Raw genomic sequence first — 15,984 nt, 5'->3', positions numbered from 1 at the left:
TTTCAGGCGGTTTTGCGAATCGCTTTGTGTAATTTTGGTGAAGTCTTGCGCTTCGTCAACTGCTGTTCGAGGGCCGCCATGGCGTCCTGCATCGATGCGGCGTGAGTATATCTTTCGGCCATCGCTCTAGTCTTCCAGCCACCCATTGCCTGGATCGTCGCCGCATCCAGGCCGGCTTGCGCGGCGTTCGTCGCCATGGTGTGTCGCATCGTGTGCGGAGTGACGTGCTTGTCGATCTTGGCGCGATCGACACATCGGGCGAAGATCGAGTTGATCTGATAGACGCGGCCTGACTCAGCCCGCTTGGAAGCGAACAGCAGCTCGTCGGGATCCAGCCGCTTGATCACCGCGGCGAGGTACTTGGCCAGCACCTCGGGAATAGGTTGCTCTCGCCTGCCGGCCTTGTCCTTCCCAATCCAGAGAATGCGGCGCGCGGGATCCACATCCCGGGCACGCAGGTTGAGGATCGGCGATTGTCGGATGCCGGAGTAGAGGGCGATCATGACGAACAGGTGCGCGTGCTCGGACTGGTCCTCTGCAGCAGCCTTCAGCAGACGCTGTGCCTCATCGGGGGACAGATACACCAGCTTGCCTGCCGGCTCCTTCTGACGATCGAGCACGGGCACCGCGGCCAGCTGTCGATGCCGGCGCATCGTATTGAGCATATGGAGAAGCGCCGATCGCTCGCGGTTGATCGTACCCGGACCAGCCCCCTCCCCTTTCCGGGCGGCCACGTAAGCCGCCCAGTCGTCCTCTGTGAGCCTAGACACGCTCTTGTCACCAAGATGCGGGGTTAGGTGCTCCCGGAACCGCATCTGTTTCGTGTCGACGTCCTTGCCATCGTGTGAGCGCAGGAAGGCGAGATAGTCTGCCGCGGCTCCGCGAACGGTCTTAGGCACTCCCTGACGGCTGCCGGACACCCCATGCCCTGCGGAGCGCTTTTGCGCCTTGAGGCCAGCAATCACGTCCTCGGCCTGGGTTCGGGTGTAGCCCTCCGATTCGTTGCCGACAACCTTGTGGTGCCTGACCCTGCTGACCATTACGTTGATGGACCAACGACCATCGCCATTGACCAGCCTGGTGAAGGTGATGCCGTGCTCGCTGATGGACTCGCCGGCCTTCAGGGCGCGCATGGCGGGCCTTGTTAGCTTGACGAATGCGGTCATCTCTTGAGTTTCCGTTCGCCCTGCAACTGATGCGCCTCATGCAACTGATGCGCACGCCCCTTGATGGAGTCGGTCAAGGCGTCAATGTCTGCTCGCACGCGTTGAATCTGGGTGTCGAGGCGCAAAGCTGATTCGGCGCACGCGATGATTCGCGCCCTTATAGCGGCAAGTTGTGGCGCACGTTTCAGCCTGTCAGCCTCTTTCATGGCCTCTTCTTCGGCAACGTCTAGTTGCTTGCCCTCTTCATTCAAACCGTTCCACCGGGCCTGGAGCGCCTCAAGTTCCTGAAGCCGACGATCCAGCATTTGAATTTCAGGATCCGCGGGATCTTGGCCTGAAGCGGAGAAGCTCGCTTCAAGGCGCCAGACGATCTCAGCCGTCAGGGTCCGACCGCTATTCCGAGCAGACGCCTCCAAAATATCCTTCAAATTCAAAGGAATGCGGAAATTAACTTGAGGATCAGATCGCGCCATACGCGGATGGTACTAGCACGGTGCTTGCACTTCTATAAAGCACCGTGATACAAAGCACCGTGCTTGGAAAACTCGAATATCAGGAGACGAATTGAGATGGGACATAGCAACGACCAATCGACGGCGGAAGTTCTCGAAAGGCTGAGGGTGGCATCGGCTGCGGCCTACTTGGGGCTAAGCGAACAGACGCTTCACAAGATGCGAAGCCAAGGGCGAGGCCCACGCTACGTGAAGCTCGGCGGTCGCGTTTTCTATCGGCGCACGGATCTGGACGCGTATCTCAGCGCCTCAACCGTCGAGACGGCGGATAGCCGGAAGGATGCTGCCTAAAAGAGAACGGGCCGAGCGCTGAAGACGCCCGACCCGCGAGACCACAACCGTTCGTTAGGAGAACGATCATGACCACCCAAAGTGTACAGGAACCGAAATCCCAGGCAGTGAGAAAGCAACCCGTCGTGGTGTCAGAAAACTCCTACTTGACGCGGCCCCGGCTGGCCACGCGCACGGAGTGCGACATCGTGAGCAAGCGGGCGAGCGCCGCGGGGAGGCAGCAATGAGCGCGCGCGGCACCAGCAGCTACCGTGTACAACCTGGCTACAGCCGCTGCATCGAGTTGGCGCTTCGAGTTGTTCGCGCCTATCCGAACCGGATGCCGACGGTAGATTCGCTGCAGCGCACATTCGGCATGAGCCGAGCCACGGCTTACAGGTGGCGGGCTGCCTTACTCGATGCCGGCGTCCTGCCGATGGGTAGGGAGGGCTAAGCCATGGCGCTGACCAGACCTGAGATCAAGACGCTGGCGTTAGAACTGGAAGCCGCGATGCCGCCGATCCGCCGTTCGGAGCCAGGCTGCGGCCCCATGCTCAGCCGAGCCACGCCGCAGGATCTGCTGCTGATGAGCGATGCCATCCAGTGGCTTGTGGAGCGCGCGCTGTCGGAAAGCGACACCGCCGACTCAAGGCCGACCTCTCAAGCAGTTATGGCTGCGTACTGCCTGCAGGGCGCCCGCCACCTAACCGACCAGGCCATGTACGCCCTGGAGTGCGGCAGGCGCTTCGAGGAGACCATTCAGTGAATACCGAAGAATCCAGGATCAAGGCTGTTCGATTGGACATTGTCGACCCGATCGCACTGACGGAACTCGGCGAAAGCGTGTGCGCTGTCGGCGGCGGCGTACGTGCAAACCCGAATCCGCTTTACGCCATCCCGCTCACGGACCTGTCGGAGTTGAAACAGGTCGTTGACACCTGGCACCCCGTCCTGAGCTCCACGGCGCGGGGGCTGGGAAACCTGCAGGGCCGTGTGAGCAAGGCTGTGAAGCGCCGCAGAGGCGAGGTTCGGGCGTGAGCGAAGACGGCAAACCCAGCCTTCTCCTTGATCGCTGGCGTTTGCTGGGCGCAGCGCTGAATGATCCACGGACCAGAGACTCCACGGCCGCTATCGCGGTGCTCTGGACGATCCTGGAGCGCATCAACCGGGACACCGGCGAGGCATTCCCATCGCTGTCGCGATTGTCCAAAGATACGGGCCGCGCGCGCAGCAGCGTGCAATCCGCGATCGATCTGCTGGAGCGCTGCGGCTACGTCGTGCGGATTAGTGGCGATCGCACGCAGGCCAACAGGTACAGGCAGGGCACACCGAGCGATACAGGTATACCGGCAGACCGACCTACACCGGTGGATCGGCCTACACCTGCTAGCCGGTCTACACCGGTGCGCAGGGGTACACCGGTCCACCGGTCGGAGGTAGACCGGCCGGCCGGTTTTGGGGTAGACCGGCCCACCGGTAACCAACCCGCTTTTAAAAGCAACCCACTTAAAGAACCCACTAAATCTCTTGTTCGATTCGGTGAGTTCTGGTCTGAGTACCCACGCAAGGTGGCTAGGGCGACGGCCGAAAAGGCATGGAAGCGGCACGCCCTCGACAAGTTGGCCGATCAGATCCTGCAAGACGTGCGCGCGCGCTGTGGAGATCCGCAGCAGTGGACAGACGCCCAGTTCATTCCACACCCCAGTACCTACCTCAACCAGCGGCGATGGGAGGACGACCCCTCTGTCGCGGCTCCCAACCATGGAGGCAATGTGATCGACGCAGACTTCGGTCGCCTACCAAGGGAAACCCAGGAGGCGGCTGATGCCATCAACGCTGCGAGCGCGAAGCGCCTAGGGATCAAGCCATGAGCGAGACCTTCATCTGCCCACGTCATGGCGACTACCTGGCCCCAGAAGCGATCACGTTGGCCGCGGACTTGAGGACGATCGTGCCGCTCGCCGTCAAGCGGCGCGCGCGCTGCACCCAATGCGTGGCCGACGCAGATGCCGCGAAACAGGAGGCACAGAAGCGTTACGAGATCGATCTGTCGCGGTGGCGGCGCTGGGAAGCCGCGGAAGTGCCATATCGCTATCGCAATCGTACGCTGGGCAACTGGAAGCCGTCGCAGGACCAGCAGCAAGCCTTTCGCCTGGTCGACGCATGGGCGGCTGACATACGAAGCCGCTACGACGCTGGCGAGGGCCTGCTAGTCATGGGGCCGCCAGGCGTGGGCAAGACCCATCTTCTCGCCGGCTTGGTGAGCGCGGTGATAGGTGCGGGGTTCAAGGCGCGCTATGCCAGTTGGCCAGAAGCCTGGGCACGGTGCCGCCCGCCATTCGATGGCAGTCCTGAGCTGCTGTTCCGCGAGCTGATGAACGTGGACTTCCTGGCTCTGGACGAGATCGGTATTCGATCTGGCACGCCTAAGGAGCAAGAGCGTCTATTCGAGCTAATCGACTACCGCTACAGCCGCGCGCTGCCGATGCTGGTCGCGACCAACCTCACTGCCTCGGAGTTGCTGAGGGTCGGCGAGCGTACGGCCGACCGTCTGCGGGAGGCCTGCACGGGTGTGGTGCTGACAGGCTCCAGCAAGCGCCAGGAGGCGGCGGAGGACGAGGCCCTGCGCAGAGCGCCTGACGCCCACCAGGAGCCTGCGCCGCCCTCCCTGCGCCTGCTGAAGGCGGTGGACGGGCAAGACGAGGAGGAGCAGTGGCGCGCGCGGCAGGCTGCGTGAGTGCCCATAGGGGTAGGTGGGTCAAAACTCACGGCCGTAACCGCCGGACACCGTCCTCCCAGTCGTTTATTCACACCGTCAATTCGAAAGTTTCAGATTTTTTGGAGGTACCAGATGAGCGCTTGCGGCACTTGCGGCCGGCGGCTCAAGGCAAAGACCAATGGCCGGCCCCGCCGGTACTGCAGCAACGGGTGTCGCCAAAAGGCACACCGAACCCGCCAAGGAGCCCCAACCATGAGCATCACCCAGAAGTCCCGAGACGTTGTGCTGAGCGCACAGCAGCTGCTCAGCGACATGATCCAGGACGTCCAGTCGCGAGATCCGGAAATGGCCCAGGCAGTCGCCTTCGCGATCAACCACGGCGAGAAGTTCGAACTGTCGGTGCTGTTCGACCTGCCGAAGCCGAGCATCACGTTGGCCTGCCTGGACGCGCAGGGCGCGCGCAAGACTGTGGCCACCGTGAAGCTTGAAGTGCCGAATCAGCACTGAGTGTTACGAAACCCGTTGTCGGTCGCGTGCAACGGTCGGACGATGGTTGCGTGGCAGCGGAAGTCCGGCGGGAGCCGGGCGCCGGGCGCACCATCTCGAAGCGACGTCTGGGGGATCCAGGCCGCGAGCGAGCCAACCGCTAAAGGCTTAGGGGCACAGCGTCCCCGCGACCCCAGGAGACTTCCATGCTTCGCAAGACCGCGATGGCTGGTGCAATCGAGCACGGCCGCAAGAACGGGCACGGTAACGAATACGACATCGAAGTGAAGGCCGCGCTGGACCGCATCAGCGGCCAGGTTCGGGATTTCATCGAGAAGAGCGGCGGCAAGACGACCGAGATGCTGCAGCGCCTGCAGGACGTCGAGCAGAAGATCGCCGGCGGCGACTTTTCCCTGAGCTATAGCTCGGCCGCGGCCGGCTTCGATCTGCAAACGATCACCGAGGACGAGGGATTTAAGGCCTTCGTCGAGAAGTCGGTCGACAAATCGCCGCACATTCGCCTGAAGGCCGGCATCAAGGCGCTGATCAACGATCCCGGTGCGCCGGACTCGGTCAACGGCACCATGCCCGCCAACCCGCAGCGCATTCCCGGATATCACGGCTACGTGCTGCGACCGGTGCGTCTGATCGATCTGCTGCCGGCGGTGCCCCAGGACACCAACACGTTCGAGTACGTCCGCCTGGGCTTCGTCGGCGACGCCGAGGTGCAGGACGGAGAGGGCGCCGAGAAGGCCGAAATGGACTTCGAAGGCACGCTGATGCAGGACAAGGTAGCCACGATCGCGGTGCACACCACCGCGTCGGCCCAGATCCTCGACGATGAGACCCAGCTGCAGAACACGCTGCAGAACATCCTTTCTCAGAAGGTCCGCGGCCGGATCGAGCAACAGCTGACCGTCGGTTCGGGCACCGGCGTGAACATCGAAGGCCTGTACACCGCGGCCACCACGATCCCGACCCTGATGAACCCGACGCCGGACCGCATCGGCGAGGCGATCACGGCGATGGAGACAGCCGGCTACACGGTCAACGTGATCCTGATGAACCCGGCGGACTGGCTGGACATCTCGGTCATGAAGGACGAGGAAGGGCGCTACCTGTATGGCAACCCTGCGTCGCCGGCGCCGCCCACGCTGTGGAACCGCCCGGTGGTCACGATCCCGGACCTTCCGCGAGGCACGGCGCTGGTCGGCGACACGGGCAAGGTGGAGATCCGCGACCGGATGCAGCCCACGGTCTTCATCAGCCGCGACCACAAGGACTACCGCACGCGCAACCTGGTGCTGATCCTCGTGGAGGCCCGCATCGGCCTGGCCATTCTGGACGCGCTGGCTTTCCGCCGCGTGGACCTGAGCCCCGCAACGTAACCCAGTCGGGAGGACCTGAGCGGGCCGGCTGAGGCTCGTAGACCGTTCGGGACGATTGGCGTTGATCGTGGTTAAACAACGCATGCCAGCCTGCGGGCGGTGAGGCTCCCCATCGCTGATCCCCCGATGCTCCCGCCCGCGCGCTGGCCCCATTAAAGGGCTAACTACATGTCAGGTTCAACGATTGGAGGCGTGGCCGGAGCTATCGTCGGGACTTTCATCCCGGCAATCGGGCCGCAAATTGGTTGGATGGTTGGCCCTGCGATCGGATCATCGCTTGAGCCGGCTGGATGCAGGGCTATCCCAAACCAGCCAGTATCGGAGCTCGATGCAAGGGCCGATAAGGAGCGCCATGAGCATTCTTAACGTGCAGCTGACTCGGCACGTCGCATTAATCGCCTCTGACACCGCCGGGCGCTTGCAGGATGGGGGCTCCTCGGATTGGAGCAAGCTCCACTACCTAGCGCATGCGAATACAGTCATAGCGGGACGAGGAGAGAGGCTACTTCTCTTCAACGTGCTGGCCCAGTCATCCTTCGCCAACGGTGTGCAGGACTTCGACACACTGCTATTTGGGATGCAGAAGCGGGTCGATTCGGTTCTAACCACCTACCTTGGAATAGCCGACAAGGCTGTTCTGCATCCAGGGCTGACTGAAGTAGCCGTCGTAGGTTGGTCCGCGTATAGGGGGCGAATGACCGCCTTCCTCTACCGCATGAACCCTGTATCTGACACTGTCGCCATATCGGAAATTAACCCAAGTCTTCTAGCTCCAAATGGCGGCTGGGAAGACGTGGATGCGCCTGAGGATTCCGCGGCCATGGTGGAACTCGCGCGCGATCAAGTCAGGCACACCCGGGAGACATTTGGGCCGGACGCCGTGATCGGAGGCCGATTGGTGATAGCCGAGCTGACTCGATCGGGGGTCTCAATCGCTACGGTGGGGTCCCTGGACTAGCTTTTAAACGCACGCCAGGCCGCGCGCATTCTGGTAACCAGTCCTCGCGCCGGCCGCGGATAGATCAAGTCGACTCTCTGTATGGCTTGATCCCCCGTGATAATTGCCGCGTCCAACAAATTGACAAGTGTGTTGTAGACACGCGCTGCCCCTTCGGGATCCTCCGTGGAGAGAAGGCTCTCGGGAGTATCGACCGTATAGCTTGAAATACGCTTTATATCTGCGATCAGGCTATCCGTTAGCGTTAGAATTCTGCCCAGTAGAATCGCCAAGTCGTGATCAATTGAGCCTGCATGGGCCATTGCTGCGCGACACATGGGCAGGTAATCGTCCTTGGTGTGGACGCTAATCGAGTAAACATTGCCGGCGTAGGCATTGTTGGCTGCTGAAACGAACGCGTCACGCCAGTTTCGGACTTTGACCATGCCTATGCTTGCCGCAAGCTCGCTGGAGGCAGCCACGGCAAAGTTGCGGGCAATTCGACTCTCTCGCCGTAGTTCAACACCCCAGGTCGCGGCTTGACTGATAGCTCCGCCGAGCACGGCGCCCATGAGGCCTGCCCATCCCTCGTCCATAGTGCCCCCTGTGTCTCGCTCAAAATTCGAGAGTCGCCCGGCTTTCCCCGCAGTCCCAAGGCTGGGAAGGTGTCCACGTCTCAGACGCGGGCTTCCGTTTCTCAGGTTGTTGACCTCCGGACCGATTTGTCGCCCGTCATCGTCTTGCCCCAGGCATGGGGTGACGCTATCAGGATCTACCTGCAGGTCGGCCCTGCAGGTGCGTGGAGGTGATGATTCTCCACGCTTCACCGTTTGACTCTCTACGCTCCCTTAGGTCAACACCCAATGCCTGGCCGACAGGCCATGGATCGGGGTCGGGGAGAAAAGAAACGCTTCAAGGGCGACTCCTTTGGCTCCCCCGAGTGGGAGACCCTCTTAGACTGAGGTGATCGTCGTCACAATTCAAGGAGTACAAGAATCGCAATATGCGGAGGCATGGACCTACGACCAGCAGCCCGCGATCGCAGCTCGCCGGGGCCTGGAGAGGACCAGCAGATGAAGGGCTGAACAAGCCGAGTTAAGAGGGATCACTGATCGCAGGCTGGGAGACGTCGAAGCTGTACCTTTATTAATCAAACACTTACGCATCCTATCTTTTCGGTACCACCCCGTTATAATCTCGCGGTTAAGGAGGTGTCCCGTGCTGCAAGAACGCGCTGTTGTCAACGCACTTCTGCAGCGTCATTGGACAGGTCGGACGCTACCCATAGACCCTTTCGAAATTGCGCAAAAGGAAGGGTTGAGTATCCACCCGTTCTTTGACGCTAGTGGCTGGTATAAGCCAGCAGAAAAGATCATCTATTTTAATCCGACCGAGCCCCCCACTCGGCAACGCTTTACTGTTGCCCATGAATTGGGGCATCACTTCTTTCAGCATGGCGAGCGCCCACGGGACTCGGCGGCTCAGTTCAGCGCGCTTTACTTCGATCCCATCGAATCTCAAGCGAATCGTTTCGCAGCTGAGCTTCTGATGCCGGCAGGATCCGTGCAGCTTCTTGTTGTCGACAGAGGCGAAACTGATATAGCAACATTGGCACGTTACTTCGATGTATCAGAAGTAGCCATGAAGATCCGACTGAAGAACCTCGGCTATTTAGCATGAGCGAAGCGAACGGCACGGAAGCCGGCCACGCCGTAGTCAAGACGGGCGACGGTGACGTAGTAATTCTTCCGGGCGAGAAGCCGATAGGTTCGTCTTCGACGGCCTCACACGCGCAAAGGGATGCTCTTCCCCTGGTAGAGCGGGCGGAAGCAGAGACAGAGCTCAAAAGCGATCTTGACCGACGCATGATGCGTCGTGCTGCGTTCTTTTATTTCACAATTCTATCGATCGTCTTCTTCGGAATTCTGATCCAGCTTCTAAACAAGCTGATCGAGGGAGACGACCTCTCTGCGACCCTGGGAGCACTCTCCAGGCCGCACTCGGCGATCGCCTTCTCACTCCTACTCCTTGTCGTGGCGACTGTGCCCATGTCCCTGGCATTCGCTCTCATCAGAATTTCTGCGGAGCGCGATAAAGGATCTGAAAAAGGGCGGGACGAATCCGGGCTTACGGATATTTCTCCGCCTCAACTGCGAACAGTTCAAGGGCTTCTCGATCTAGCGAAGTCAATGCTTGGCAGATAGGTGTCCTGTGTAGATCCGGTGTAATCGCGCCGGAAATGCCAGGAAAAAACGGGGCGTGCACCACTACCCCCGCATGAAGAAAACCCTATAGAAGCGCTTATTTTCGCAGGTTTTTACAACTGCTGACAATTTGCGGCAACTCGCCGCGAACGGATTATGAGTCCTCTGCTCTAACCGTTGAGCTATAGGCCCGCGCGTGGGGGAATTCTACGGGAGCGGGCTGCGCGGCATAAGCCATGCGCGATGTGCCGGAGGCGGCCGCGCGGTTTGGCGCGGCGCGGCCGTTGCGGGCTCAGGGTTGCGACATCGAGTAGGGGCGCTGCGTCGGGTCCGTCGCCCAGGCCTTGTCGGGCTGGGCCTGCATGGTGAAGCGCAGTTCGCCGCCGGCGAGGATTTCGTCGTGGCGCAGGTAGGCGCGGTCCAGCGGTTTGCCGTTGAGGGTGGCGCGGCCGATGTAGGTGTGGGCTTCGTCCAGGCCGTCGGCGATCACGCTGAAGCGCTTGCCGTTGGGCAGGTGGAGGTTGGCGCGCGGGACGAAGGGGCGGCCGATCACGTATTCGTTGCTGGCCGGGGCGACCGGGTAGAAGCCCAGGGCGGTGAACACGTACCAGGCCGACATCTGGCCGAGGTCGTCGTTGCCGGCCAGGCCGTCGGGGCGCGGGGCGTACTGGGTGGCCATGATCTGCTTGAGGCGTTCCTGGGTGCGCCAGGGCTGGCCGGCGTAGGCGTAGAGGTAGGCGACGTGGTGGCTGGGTTCGTTGCCGTGGGCGTACCAGCCGATCAGGCCGGTGATGTCTTCCATGTGCTCGAAGATCTTGGGGTCGACCTTGGCGTCGAAGACCTGGTCGAGCTTGTCGACCAGTTTGGCGTCGCCGCCCAGCGCGGAGGTCAGGCCGGCCACGTCCTGCGGCACGTACCAGGAGTACTGCCAGGCGTTGCCTTCGGTGTAGTCGCTGCCGTAGCCGCTGACGGTGGGGTCGAAGGGTTCGCGGAAGCTGCCGTCGCGCTTGCGTGCGCGCATGAAGCCGGTCTTGGCGTCGAAGGCGTGCTTCCAGTTGCCGGCGCGCTTGCTGAAGTCGGCGGCGACGTCCCTGCGGCCCATGGCTTCGGCCATGCGCGCGATGGTCCAGTCGTCATAGGCGTATTCGAGGGTCTTGGACGCGGCTTCGCCTTCTTCGTCGATCGGCACGTAGCCCAGTTCCATGTACTGGGCGATGCCGTCGTAGGGGCCGTAGCTGGCGCTGGCTACCATGGCCTGCAGGGCCTCGTCGGCGTCGTAGCCGCGGATGCCCTTCATGTAGGCGTCGGCGATCACCGGCACGGCGTGGTAGCCGACCATGCACCAGGTTTCCTGGCCGTGGAACGCCCACACCGGCAGCACGCCGTAGGGGCTTTCGCGGCGCGAGGCCAGCAGCGAGTTGACGAAGTCGTTGTTGCGCTGCTCGGGCTGGACCAGGGTCAGCAGCGGGTGCAGCGCGCGGTAGGTGTCCCAGAGCGAAAAAGTGGAATGGTGGCGGTAGCCCTTGGCTTGATGGACCGCGTTGTCCGGGCCTCGGTAACGGCCGTCGCTGTCCATGAACAGGCTGGGGCCCATCAGCGAGTGGTAGAGCGCGGTGTAGAAACTCTTGCGCATCGGTTCGGGCGCGTCGAGCTCGACCGCCGACAGCGCCTGGGTCCAGCTCGCGCGCGCCCGCGCGCGCACGCCGTCGAAATCCCAGGCGGGCACTTCGGCGTCGAGATTGGCGATCGCGCTGTCTTCGCTGACCGGTGAGATCGCGACCTTGACCACCAGCGACTGCCCCGGCGCATCGGCGAAATCGAACGCGCCGACCAGCTGCCGGCCTTCGATCTGCGCGCGCTGCGTCGGCGTCTTCTCGGCCGGCGGCGGGAAGCCCTTGTAGATCACGTCCTGTTCGGTGTCGTGGAACTGGTGACCGCTGAGCGGGCGCGAGAAGCGCATCGCGAAGTAGAGCTGACGCCCGGGCGCCCAACCGCGGGTTTCGCGGAAGCCGGTGACGGTGCCGTCGGGGCGCAGGCGCAGGCGCGACCACAGCACCTTGCCGGGGTAGTCGTACATGCTGGTGCGCAGGTCGATCAGCACGTGCGCGGGCTTGCCCTTGGGGAAGGCATAGCGGTGCACGCCGACGCGCTCGGTCGCGGTGAGTTCGGCGCGCACGCCGTAGTCGTCCAGGGTGACGGCGTAGTAGCCGGGCTGGGCGACTTCGTCGTCGTGGCGGAAACGCGAGCGATAGCCGCTGCCGGGTTTGCCGTCTTCGCCGCGCTCCAAACGCACCTCGCCCGCGATCGGCATCAGCAGCACGTCGCCGAGATCGGAATGGCCGGTGCCGGAGAAATGCGTATGCGAGAAGCCGACGATGCTGCTGTCGTCGTAACGGTAGCCCGCGGCCCAGCCGTAGGCCTCCTTGCGCGGCTTGATCTGGGTGTCGGGGCTGAGCTGGACCATGCCGAACGGGACCACTGCGCCGGGGAAGGTGTGGCCTTCGCCGCCGGTGCCGATGAAGGGATCGACCGCGGCGTAGGCGCGGCGGCCGGCTTCGTCGGAGGCGACCGGCGCGGCCGCCGCGGCGATGCCGCTGATGGCCCAGGCCAGCAGCAGCGGCCAGCGCAGGCGACGCGTAAACGGGAGGCGCGGCGGCGGGGAATCGGCGGGCATGGACGGCTCCGGTAGGGACGGACCGGGTGCGGACGACCCGATCGGGCAGCGCTGGCAACGAATTTAGATCGTTCTAAACGGCCGGAACGCTAGCACGCAGCCGATGTGCCCGCATGCTGCACTGCAGAATGCAAGGGCGTGGCCCGGAGCGCAGCATGCGGCGAATTTAGAACGATCTAAACGCATGCGCCCCACCCCGCTCACCACCCCGGCCGCCAGCCGATGACGCCGACCCGCGCCCGCCACGGCCGCGTGACCCTGACCGACATCGCCAAGGGCTGCGGCCTGTCGCGCGCGACCGTGTCGCTGGTGCTGCGCGGCAGTCCGCTGGTGCACGCCGAGACACGGGTCCGGGTCGAGGCCGAGCTCAAGCGCCAGAACTACGTCTATCACCGCGGCGCGGCCAATCTGCGCCGCAAGGTGTCTTCCGGCGTGGCGCTGGTGATCAACGATCTGTCGAATCCGTTCTTCGCCGAATTCGCCGCCGGCGTCGACGAGTCCCTGGCCGCCGCCGGCTACGTCACCCTGCTCGGCAGTACCGGCGAGTCGGCCGAACGCCAGCACGCGGTGCTGGGCTCGCTGATCGAACACGATCCGGCCGGGATCATCCTGTCGCCGGCCGAAGGCAGCGACGGCGCGCGCCTGCGTGCGCTGGTCGGCGCGCGCACGCCGGTGCTGGTGTTCAACCGCGAACTCGACGCCGACTGGGACTTCCTCGCGCTCGACAACCGTCGCGGCGCGCGCCTGGCGACCGAGCACCTGCTCGAACGCGGCCATCGCCGGATCGCGTTCTTCGGCGGCCATCGCGATTCCAGTTCCTGCCGCGAGCGCCGCGACGGCTATCGCGAGGCGCTGGCCGCGGCCGGGCTGACGCCGGAACCGCAATGGCTGATCGAATGCGCGCCCACGCGCCTGGAGGCGGCCGGGCAGACCGGCGCGCTGTTCGTGCGCGACCCCGCGCCGACCGCGGCGGTCTGCTACAACGACGCGGTCGCGCTGGGCCTGATGGCCGGACTGACCGCACGCGGCCGCCGCGCCGGCCACGATTTCGCGGTGGTCGGCTTCGACGATATTCCCGAAGCGCAGGTCAGCGCGCCGCCGCTGACCACCGTCGCGGTCGATCCGCGCGCACGCGGACGCCAGGCCGCCGAACTGATCCTGCAACGCCTGCGCGATCCCGACGCGGCGCCGACGCGCACCATCGCGCCGGTGCGCCTGCAGGTCCGCGCCAGCAGCGACATCGCATCCGTCCCACCCGGAGACATCGCATGAACGGTCGCACCCTGTCCTACGGCGCGGCCACCGCCGTCGTCAGCCTGATCTTCTTCACCTGGGGCGGCCTGACCAGCCTCAACGACGTGCTGATCCCGCACCTGAAGTCCGTGTTCGATATGAACTACGCGCAGACGATGCTGATCCAGTCGAGCTTTTTCGGCGCCTACTTCCTGATGTCGCTGCCGTCCGGACGCGTGCTGGCGAAACTGGGCTACCAGCGCAGCATCGTGGTCGGGCTGCTGGTGGCCGCAGCCGGTGCGGCGCTGTTCTTCCCGGCGGCGCGGCTGCCCTCGTATCCCTTGTTCCTGGGCGCGCTGTTCGTGCTCGCCAGCGGCATCACCCTGCTGCAGGTGGCGGCCAATCCTTACATCAGCCTGCTCGGCGATCCAACCGGCGCGCCCAGCCGCCTGAACCTGGCGCAGGCGCTGAACTCCCTGGGCACGACGCTGTTTCCGTACCTGATCGGGCCACTGATCCTGTCCGGCGCGGTGCTCGGCGCGACCGAGCTGGCGGCGCTGTCGCCGGCCCAGCTCGCTGCGTATCGCGCCGAGGAAGCCGCGTCGGTGCAACTGCCGTACATGGTGATCGCCGGCTGCCTGCTGGCGATGGCGGCGTTCGTCGCGTTGATGCGGATTCCGCCGCTGACCGAAGCCACCGAGCGCGCCGACAACGCGCGCCACACCTACCGCGAGGTGCTGAGCCACCCGCACCTGCGCTGGGGCGTGCTGGCGATCTTCGTCTACGTCGGCGCCGAGGTGTCGATCGGCAGCTTCATGATCAACTACATCACCGAGCCGTCCATCGGCAGGCTCGACCGCGGCGCGGCCACCGAGCACCTGGCCTATTACTGGGGCGGCGCGATGGTCGGCCGTTTCATCGGCGCGGCGCTGCTGCGCCGTTACGACGCGCGGCGTCTGCTCGCTCTGGCCGCGGTGGTCGCGATCGGTCTGCTGGTCGCGACCATGTCGCTGCACGGGCCGCTGGCGATGTGGAGCGTGCTCGCGATCGGCCTGTTCAATTCGGTGATGTTCCCGACCATCTTCACCATCGCCATCGAACGCCTGGGACCGATGACCAGCAAAGCCTCCAGCCTGCTGGTCATGGCCATCGTCGGCGGCGCGATCATCCCGTGGCTGCAGGGCGCGCTGGCCGACCACACTGGTCTGCAGTCCTCGTATGCGATTCCGTTGCTGTGCTACGCCTACATCGTCTGGTACGGCTGGCGCGGCTCGCGTCTGGCGCCGTCGCTGCAGAGCCAAGCGCTGGCGGGCGCAGCGCTGGCGAGGGCCCTGCACTGATGGCACGCGAGCAACGCCAGGCCATCGTCTGTTTCGGCGAGGCCCTGATCGACTTCCTCGCGCGGCCGCCGACGCAGCCGGGCGAGGCGCGTCATTTCGTCGAGTACGCCGGCGGTGCGCCGGCCAATGTCGCCGCCGCGATCGCGCGGCTGGGCGGTCAGGCGCGCTTCGTCGGCATGCTCGGCGAGGACATGTTCGGCGATTTCCTCTACGAACAATTGCGCGATGCCGGAGTGGATGTGCGCTATACGGTGCGCACCGCCGGGGCCAAGACCGCGCTCGCGTTCGTGTCGCTGGACGCGCACGGCGAGCGCAGCTTCAGCTTCTACCGCCCGCCCGCGGCCGACCTGCTGTTCCGCGCCGAGCACTACCAGGCGCACTGTTTCGAAGACGCGCTGGCCTTCCATGTCTGCTCCAACAGCCTGACCGAGGCCGGCATCGCCAACGCGACCCTGTCGGGCATGCAGCGCGCGCGCCAGGCCGGCGCGCTGGTCAGCATGGACCTCAACTTGCGCCCGGCGCTGTGGGCCGATGCCTTCGACCCGCAGCCGACGGTGTGGCGCGCGTTGCTGGAGGCGGACACGATCAAGCTCAGCCGCTCCGAATTCGACTTCCTGGCCGCGCCGCTGGGCAGCCAGACCGCGGCGCTGCAGCGCCTGTGGCACGGCTATGCGACCTGCGTGCTGGTCACCGACGGCGCCGCGCCGATCCGCTGGTACACGCGCACGCGCCAGGGCGAGTTGGGTACGTACGAAGTGCTGCCCACCGACACCACCGCCGCCGGCGACGCCTTCGTCGGCGGTTGGCTGCATCGGCTGGCGACCCTGGACGTGCAGGCCGCCGACTTCGCGGCGTTTCTCGAAGGCGGCGACGCGTTCGAAGATGCGCTGCGCTACGCTGCGGCGACCGGCGCGCTGGCGACCACGCGCCACGGCGCCTTCGCGGCCATGCCGCCGCGCTCGGAAGTGGAGAGTCTGATGGAGGAACAGTCATGAGCCGCTACGACGCCCCCGTCCGCGACGGCGCCCTGCCGGATTTCCGCGATCCCGCCTTTC

Annotated in this window: 16 protein-coding genes; 12 read left to right on the top strand and 4 right to left on the bottom strand. The window is 64.3% G+C overall.

Annotation, left to right across the window (positions count from 1 at the left end; all coding sequences use genetic code 11):
- Positions 1-2: 2 nt before the first annotated feature.
- Both ASE10_RS09630 and ASE10_RS19625 read right to left on the bottom strand, forming a co-directional pair.
- Positions 3-1,166: a site-specific integrase gene (locus tag ASE10_RS09630; protein ID WP_056304748.1), complete on the bottom strand. Its 1,164-nt coding sequence runs from the start codon at positions 1,164-1,166 to the stop codon at positions 3-5.
- Complete coding sequence (locus ASE10_RS19625; protein ID WP_082586086.1) at positions 1,163-1,639, bottom strand: Arc family DNA-binding protein; 477 nt, start codon at positions 1,637-1,639, stop codon at positions 1,163-1,165. The genes ASE10_RS09630 and ASE10_RS19625 overlap by 4 nt, the downstream gene beginning before the upstream one ends.
- A gap of 766 nt (positions 1,640-2,405) precedes the next feature.
- On the opposite strand from ASE10_RS19625, the gene ASE10_RS09615 reads away from it, so the two are divergent.
- The 7 genes from ASE10_RS09615 (at position 2,406) to ASE10_RS09585 (ending at position 7,499) form a co-directional block, all read left to right on the top strand.
- Complete coding sequence (locus tag ASE10_RS09615; RefSeq protein WP_056304744.1) at positions 2,406-2,714, top strand: hypothetical protein; 309 nt, start codon at positions 2,406-2,408, stop codon at positions 2,712-2,714.
- Positions 2,711-2,986, top strand: coding sequence for a hypothetical protein (locus ASE10_RS09610; RefSeq protein WP_056306777.1), 276 nt, complete (start codon positions 2,711-2,713; stop codon positions 2,984-2,986). Before ASE10_RS09615 ends, ASE10_RS09610 begins: the two co-directional genes overlap by 4 nt.
- Positions 2,983-3,819, top strand: coding sequence for a helix-turn-helix domain-containing protein (locus tag ASE10_RS19620; protein ID WP_162255267.1), 837 nt, complete (start codon positions 2,983-2,985; stop codon positions 3,817-3,819). Before ASE10_RS09610 ends, ASE10_RS19620 begins: the two co-directional genes overlap by 4 nt.
- The gene (locus ASE10_RS09600; RefSeq protein ID WP_056304737.1) at positions 3,816-4,685 is read left to right on the top strand and encodes an ATP-binding protein; all 870 of its coding nucleotides are present in this window, start codon (positions 3,816-3,818) and stop codon (positions 4,683-4,685) included. Before ASE10_RS19620 ends, ASE10_RS09600 begins: the two co-directional genes overlap by 4 nt.
- Before the next feature lie 234 nt (positions 4,686-4,919).
- Entirely contained in the window at positions 4,920-5,174 is a 255-nt protein-coding gene (locus ASE10_RS09595) for a hypothetical protein (RefSeq protein ID WP_056306775.1), read from the top strand.
- A 185-nt stretch (positions 5,175-5,359) separates the two neighbouring features.
- Positions 5,360-6,541: a phage major capsid protein gene (locus ASE10_RS09590; RefSeq protein ID WP_056304733.1), complete on the top strand. Its 1,182-nt coding sequence runs from the start codon at positions 5,360-5,362 to the stop codon at positions 6,539-6,541.
- A gap of 352 nt (positions 6,542-6,893) precedes the next feature.
- Complete coding sequence (locus ASE10_RS09585) at positions 6,894-7,499, top strand: hypothetical protein (RefSeq protein ID WP_157480827.1); 606 nt, start codon at positions 6,894-6,896, stop codon at positions 7,497-7,499.
- Here the strand turns inward: ASE10_RS09585 and ASE10_RS20135 are convergent.
- Positions 7,496-8,050, bottom strand: a complete 555-nt coding sequence (locus ASE10_RS20135) for a hypothetical protein (RefSeq protein WP_157480826.1) — start codon at positions 8,048-8,050, stop codon at positions 7,496-7,498. The genes ASE10_RS09585 and ASE10_RS20135 overlap by 4 nt on opposite strands.
- A 646-nt stretch (positions 8,051-8,696) precedes the next feature.
- Between ASE10_RS20135 and ASE10_RS19615 the strand changes: the two genes are divergently transcribed.
- Entirely contained in the window at positions 8,697-9,158 is a 462-nt protein-coding gene (locus ASE10_RS19615) for an ImmA/IrrE family metallo-endopeptidase (RefSeq protein ID WP_162255265.1), read from the top strand.
- The gene (locus ASE10_RS09580) at positions 9,155-9,682 is read left to right on the top strand and encodes a hypothetical protein (RefSeq protein ID WP_056304730.1); all 528 of its coding nucleotides are present in this window, start codon (positions 9,155-9,157) and stop codon (positions 9,680-9,682) included. Before ASE10_RS19615 ends, ASE10_RS09580 begins: the two co-directional genes overlap by 4 nt.
- A 292-nt stretch (positions 9,683-9,974) precedes the next feature.
- Here the strand turns inward: ASE10_RS09580 and ASE10_RS09575 are convergent, their stop codons facing one another.
- Complete coding sequence (locus tag ASE10_RS09575) at positions 9,975-12,356, bottom strand: GH92 family glycosyl hydrolase (protein WP_056304728.1); 2,382 nt, start codon at positions 12,354-12,356, stop codon at positions 9,975-9,977.
- 222 nt (positions 12,357-12,578) lie between these two features.
- Between ASE10_RS09575 and ASE10_RS09570 the strand changes: the two genes are divergently transcribed.
- Genes ASE10_RS09570 through ASE10_RS09560 form a run of 3 tightly spaced genes read left to right on the top strand, consistent with a single transcriptional unit; the run spans position 12,579 to position 15,924 of the window.
- Entirely contained in the window at positions 12,579-13,628 is a 1,050-nt protein-coding gene (locus ASE10_RS09570) for a LacI family DNA-binding transcriptional regulator (protein ID WP_056304726.1), read from the top strand.
- Positions 13,625-14,929 carry an L-fucose:H+ symporter permease gene (gene fucP / locus ASE10_RS09565; RefSeq protein WP_055907930.1) on the top strand — a complete coding sequence of 435 codons (1,305 nt, stop codon included), beginning with the start codon at positions 13,625-13,627 and terminating at the stop codon, positions 14,927-14,929. Before ASE10_RS09570 ends, fucP begins: the two co-directional genes overlap by 4 nt.
- Positions 14,929-15,924: a carbohydrate kinase gene (locus tag ASE10_RS09560; RefSeq protein ID WP_055907928.1), complete on the top strand. Its 996-nt coding sequence runs from the start codon at positions 14,929-14,931 to the stop codon at positions 15,922-15,924. The genes fucP and ASE10_RS09560 overlap by 1 nt, the downstream gene beginning before the upstream one ends.
- Positions 15,925-15,984: the final 60 nt, after the last annotated feature.

This window comes from Lysobacter sp. Root76 (assembly GCF_001428685.1).
Classification (GTDB): domain Bacteria; phylum Pseudomonadota; class Gammaproteobacteria; order Xanthomonadales; family Xanthomonadaceae; genus Lysobacter.
This window is presented reverse-complemented; position numbering and strand designations above follow the sequence as displayed.

Excerpts from the sequence above, each read along its gene's own strand:
- ASE10_RS09630 (WP_056304748.1), bottom strand. The coding sequence starts at position 1,166 with ATGACCGCATTCGTCAAGCTAACAAGGCCCGCCATGCGCGCCCTGAAG.
- ASE10_RS19625 (WP_082586086.1), bottom strand. The coding sequence starts at position 1,639 with ATGGCGCGATCTGATCCTCAAGTTAATTTCCGCATTCCTTTGAATTTG.
- ASE10_RS09615 (WP_056304744.1), top strand. The coding sequence starts at position 2,406 with ATGGCGCTGACCAGACCTGAGATCAAGACGCTGGCGTTAGAACTGGAA.
- ASE10_RS09600 (WP_056304737.1), top strand. The coding sequence starts at position 3,816 with ATGAGCGAGACCTTCATCTGCCCACGTCATGGCGACTACCTGGCCCCA.
- ASE10_RS09595 (WP_056306775.1), top strand. The coding sequence starts at position 4,920 with ATGAGCATCACCCAGAAGTCCCGAGACGTTGTGCTGAGCGCACAGCAG.
- ASE10_RS09590 (WP_056304733.1), top strand. The coding sequence starts at position 5,360 with ATGCTTCGCAAGACCGCGATGGCTGGTGCAATCGAGCACGGCCGCAAG.
- ASE10_RS09585 (WP_157480827.1), top strand. The coding sequence starts at position 6,894 with ATGAGCATTCTTAACGTGCAGCTGACTCGGCACGTCGCATTAATCGCC.
- ASE10_RS20135 (WP_157480826.1), bottom strand. The coding sequence starts at position 8,050 with ATGGGCGCCGTGCTCGGCGGAGCTATCAGTCAAGCCGCGACCTGGGGT.
- ASE10_RS09580 (WP_056304730.1), top strand. The coding sequence starts at position 9,155 with ATGAGCGAAGCGAACGGCACGGAAGCCGGCCACGCCGTAGTCAAGACG.
- ASE10_RS09575 (WP_056304728.1), bottom strand. The coding sequence starts at position 12,356 with ATGCCCGCCGATTCCCCGCCGCCGCGCCTCCCGTTTACGCGTCGCCTG.
- ASE10_RS09570 (WP_056304726.1), top strand. The coding sequence starts at position 12,579 with ATGACGCCGACCCGCGCCCGCCACGGCCGCGTGACCCTGACCGACATC.
- fucP (WP_055907930.1), top strand. The coding sequence starts at position 13,625 with ATGAACGGTCGCACCCTGTCCTACGGCGCGGCCACCGCCGTCGTCAGC.
- ASE10_RS09560 (WP_055907928.1), top strand. The coding sequence starts at position 14,929 with ATGGCACGCGAGCAACGCCAGGCCATCGTCTGTTTCGGCGAGGCCCTG.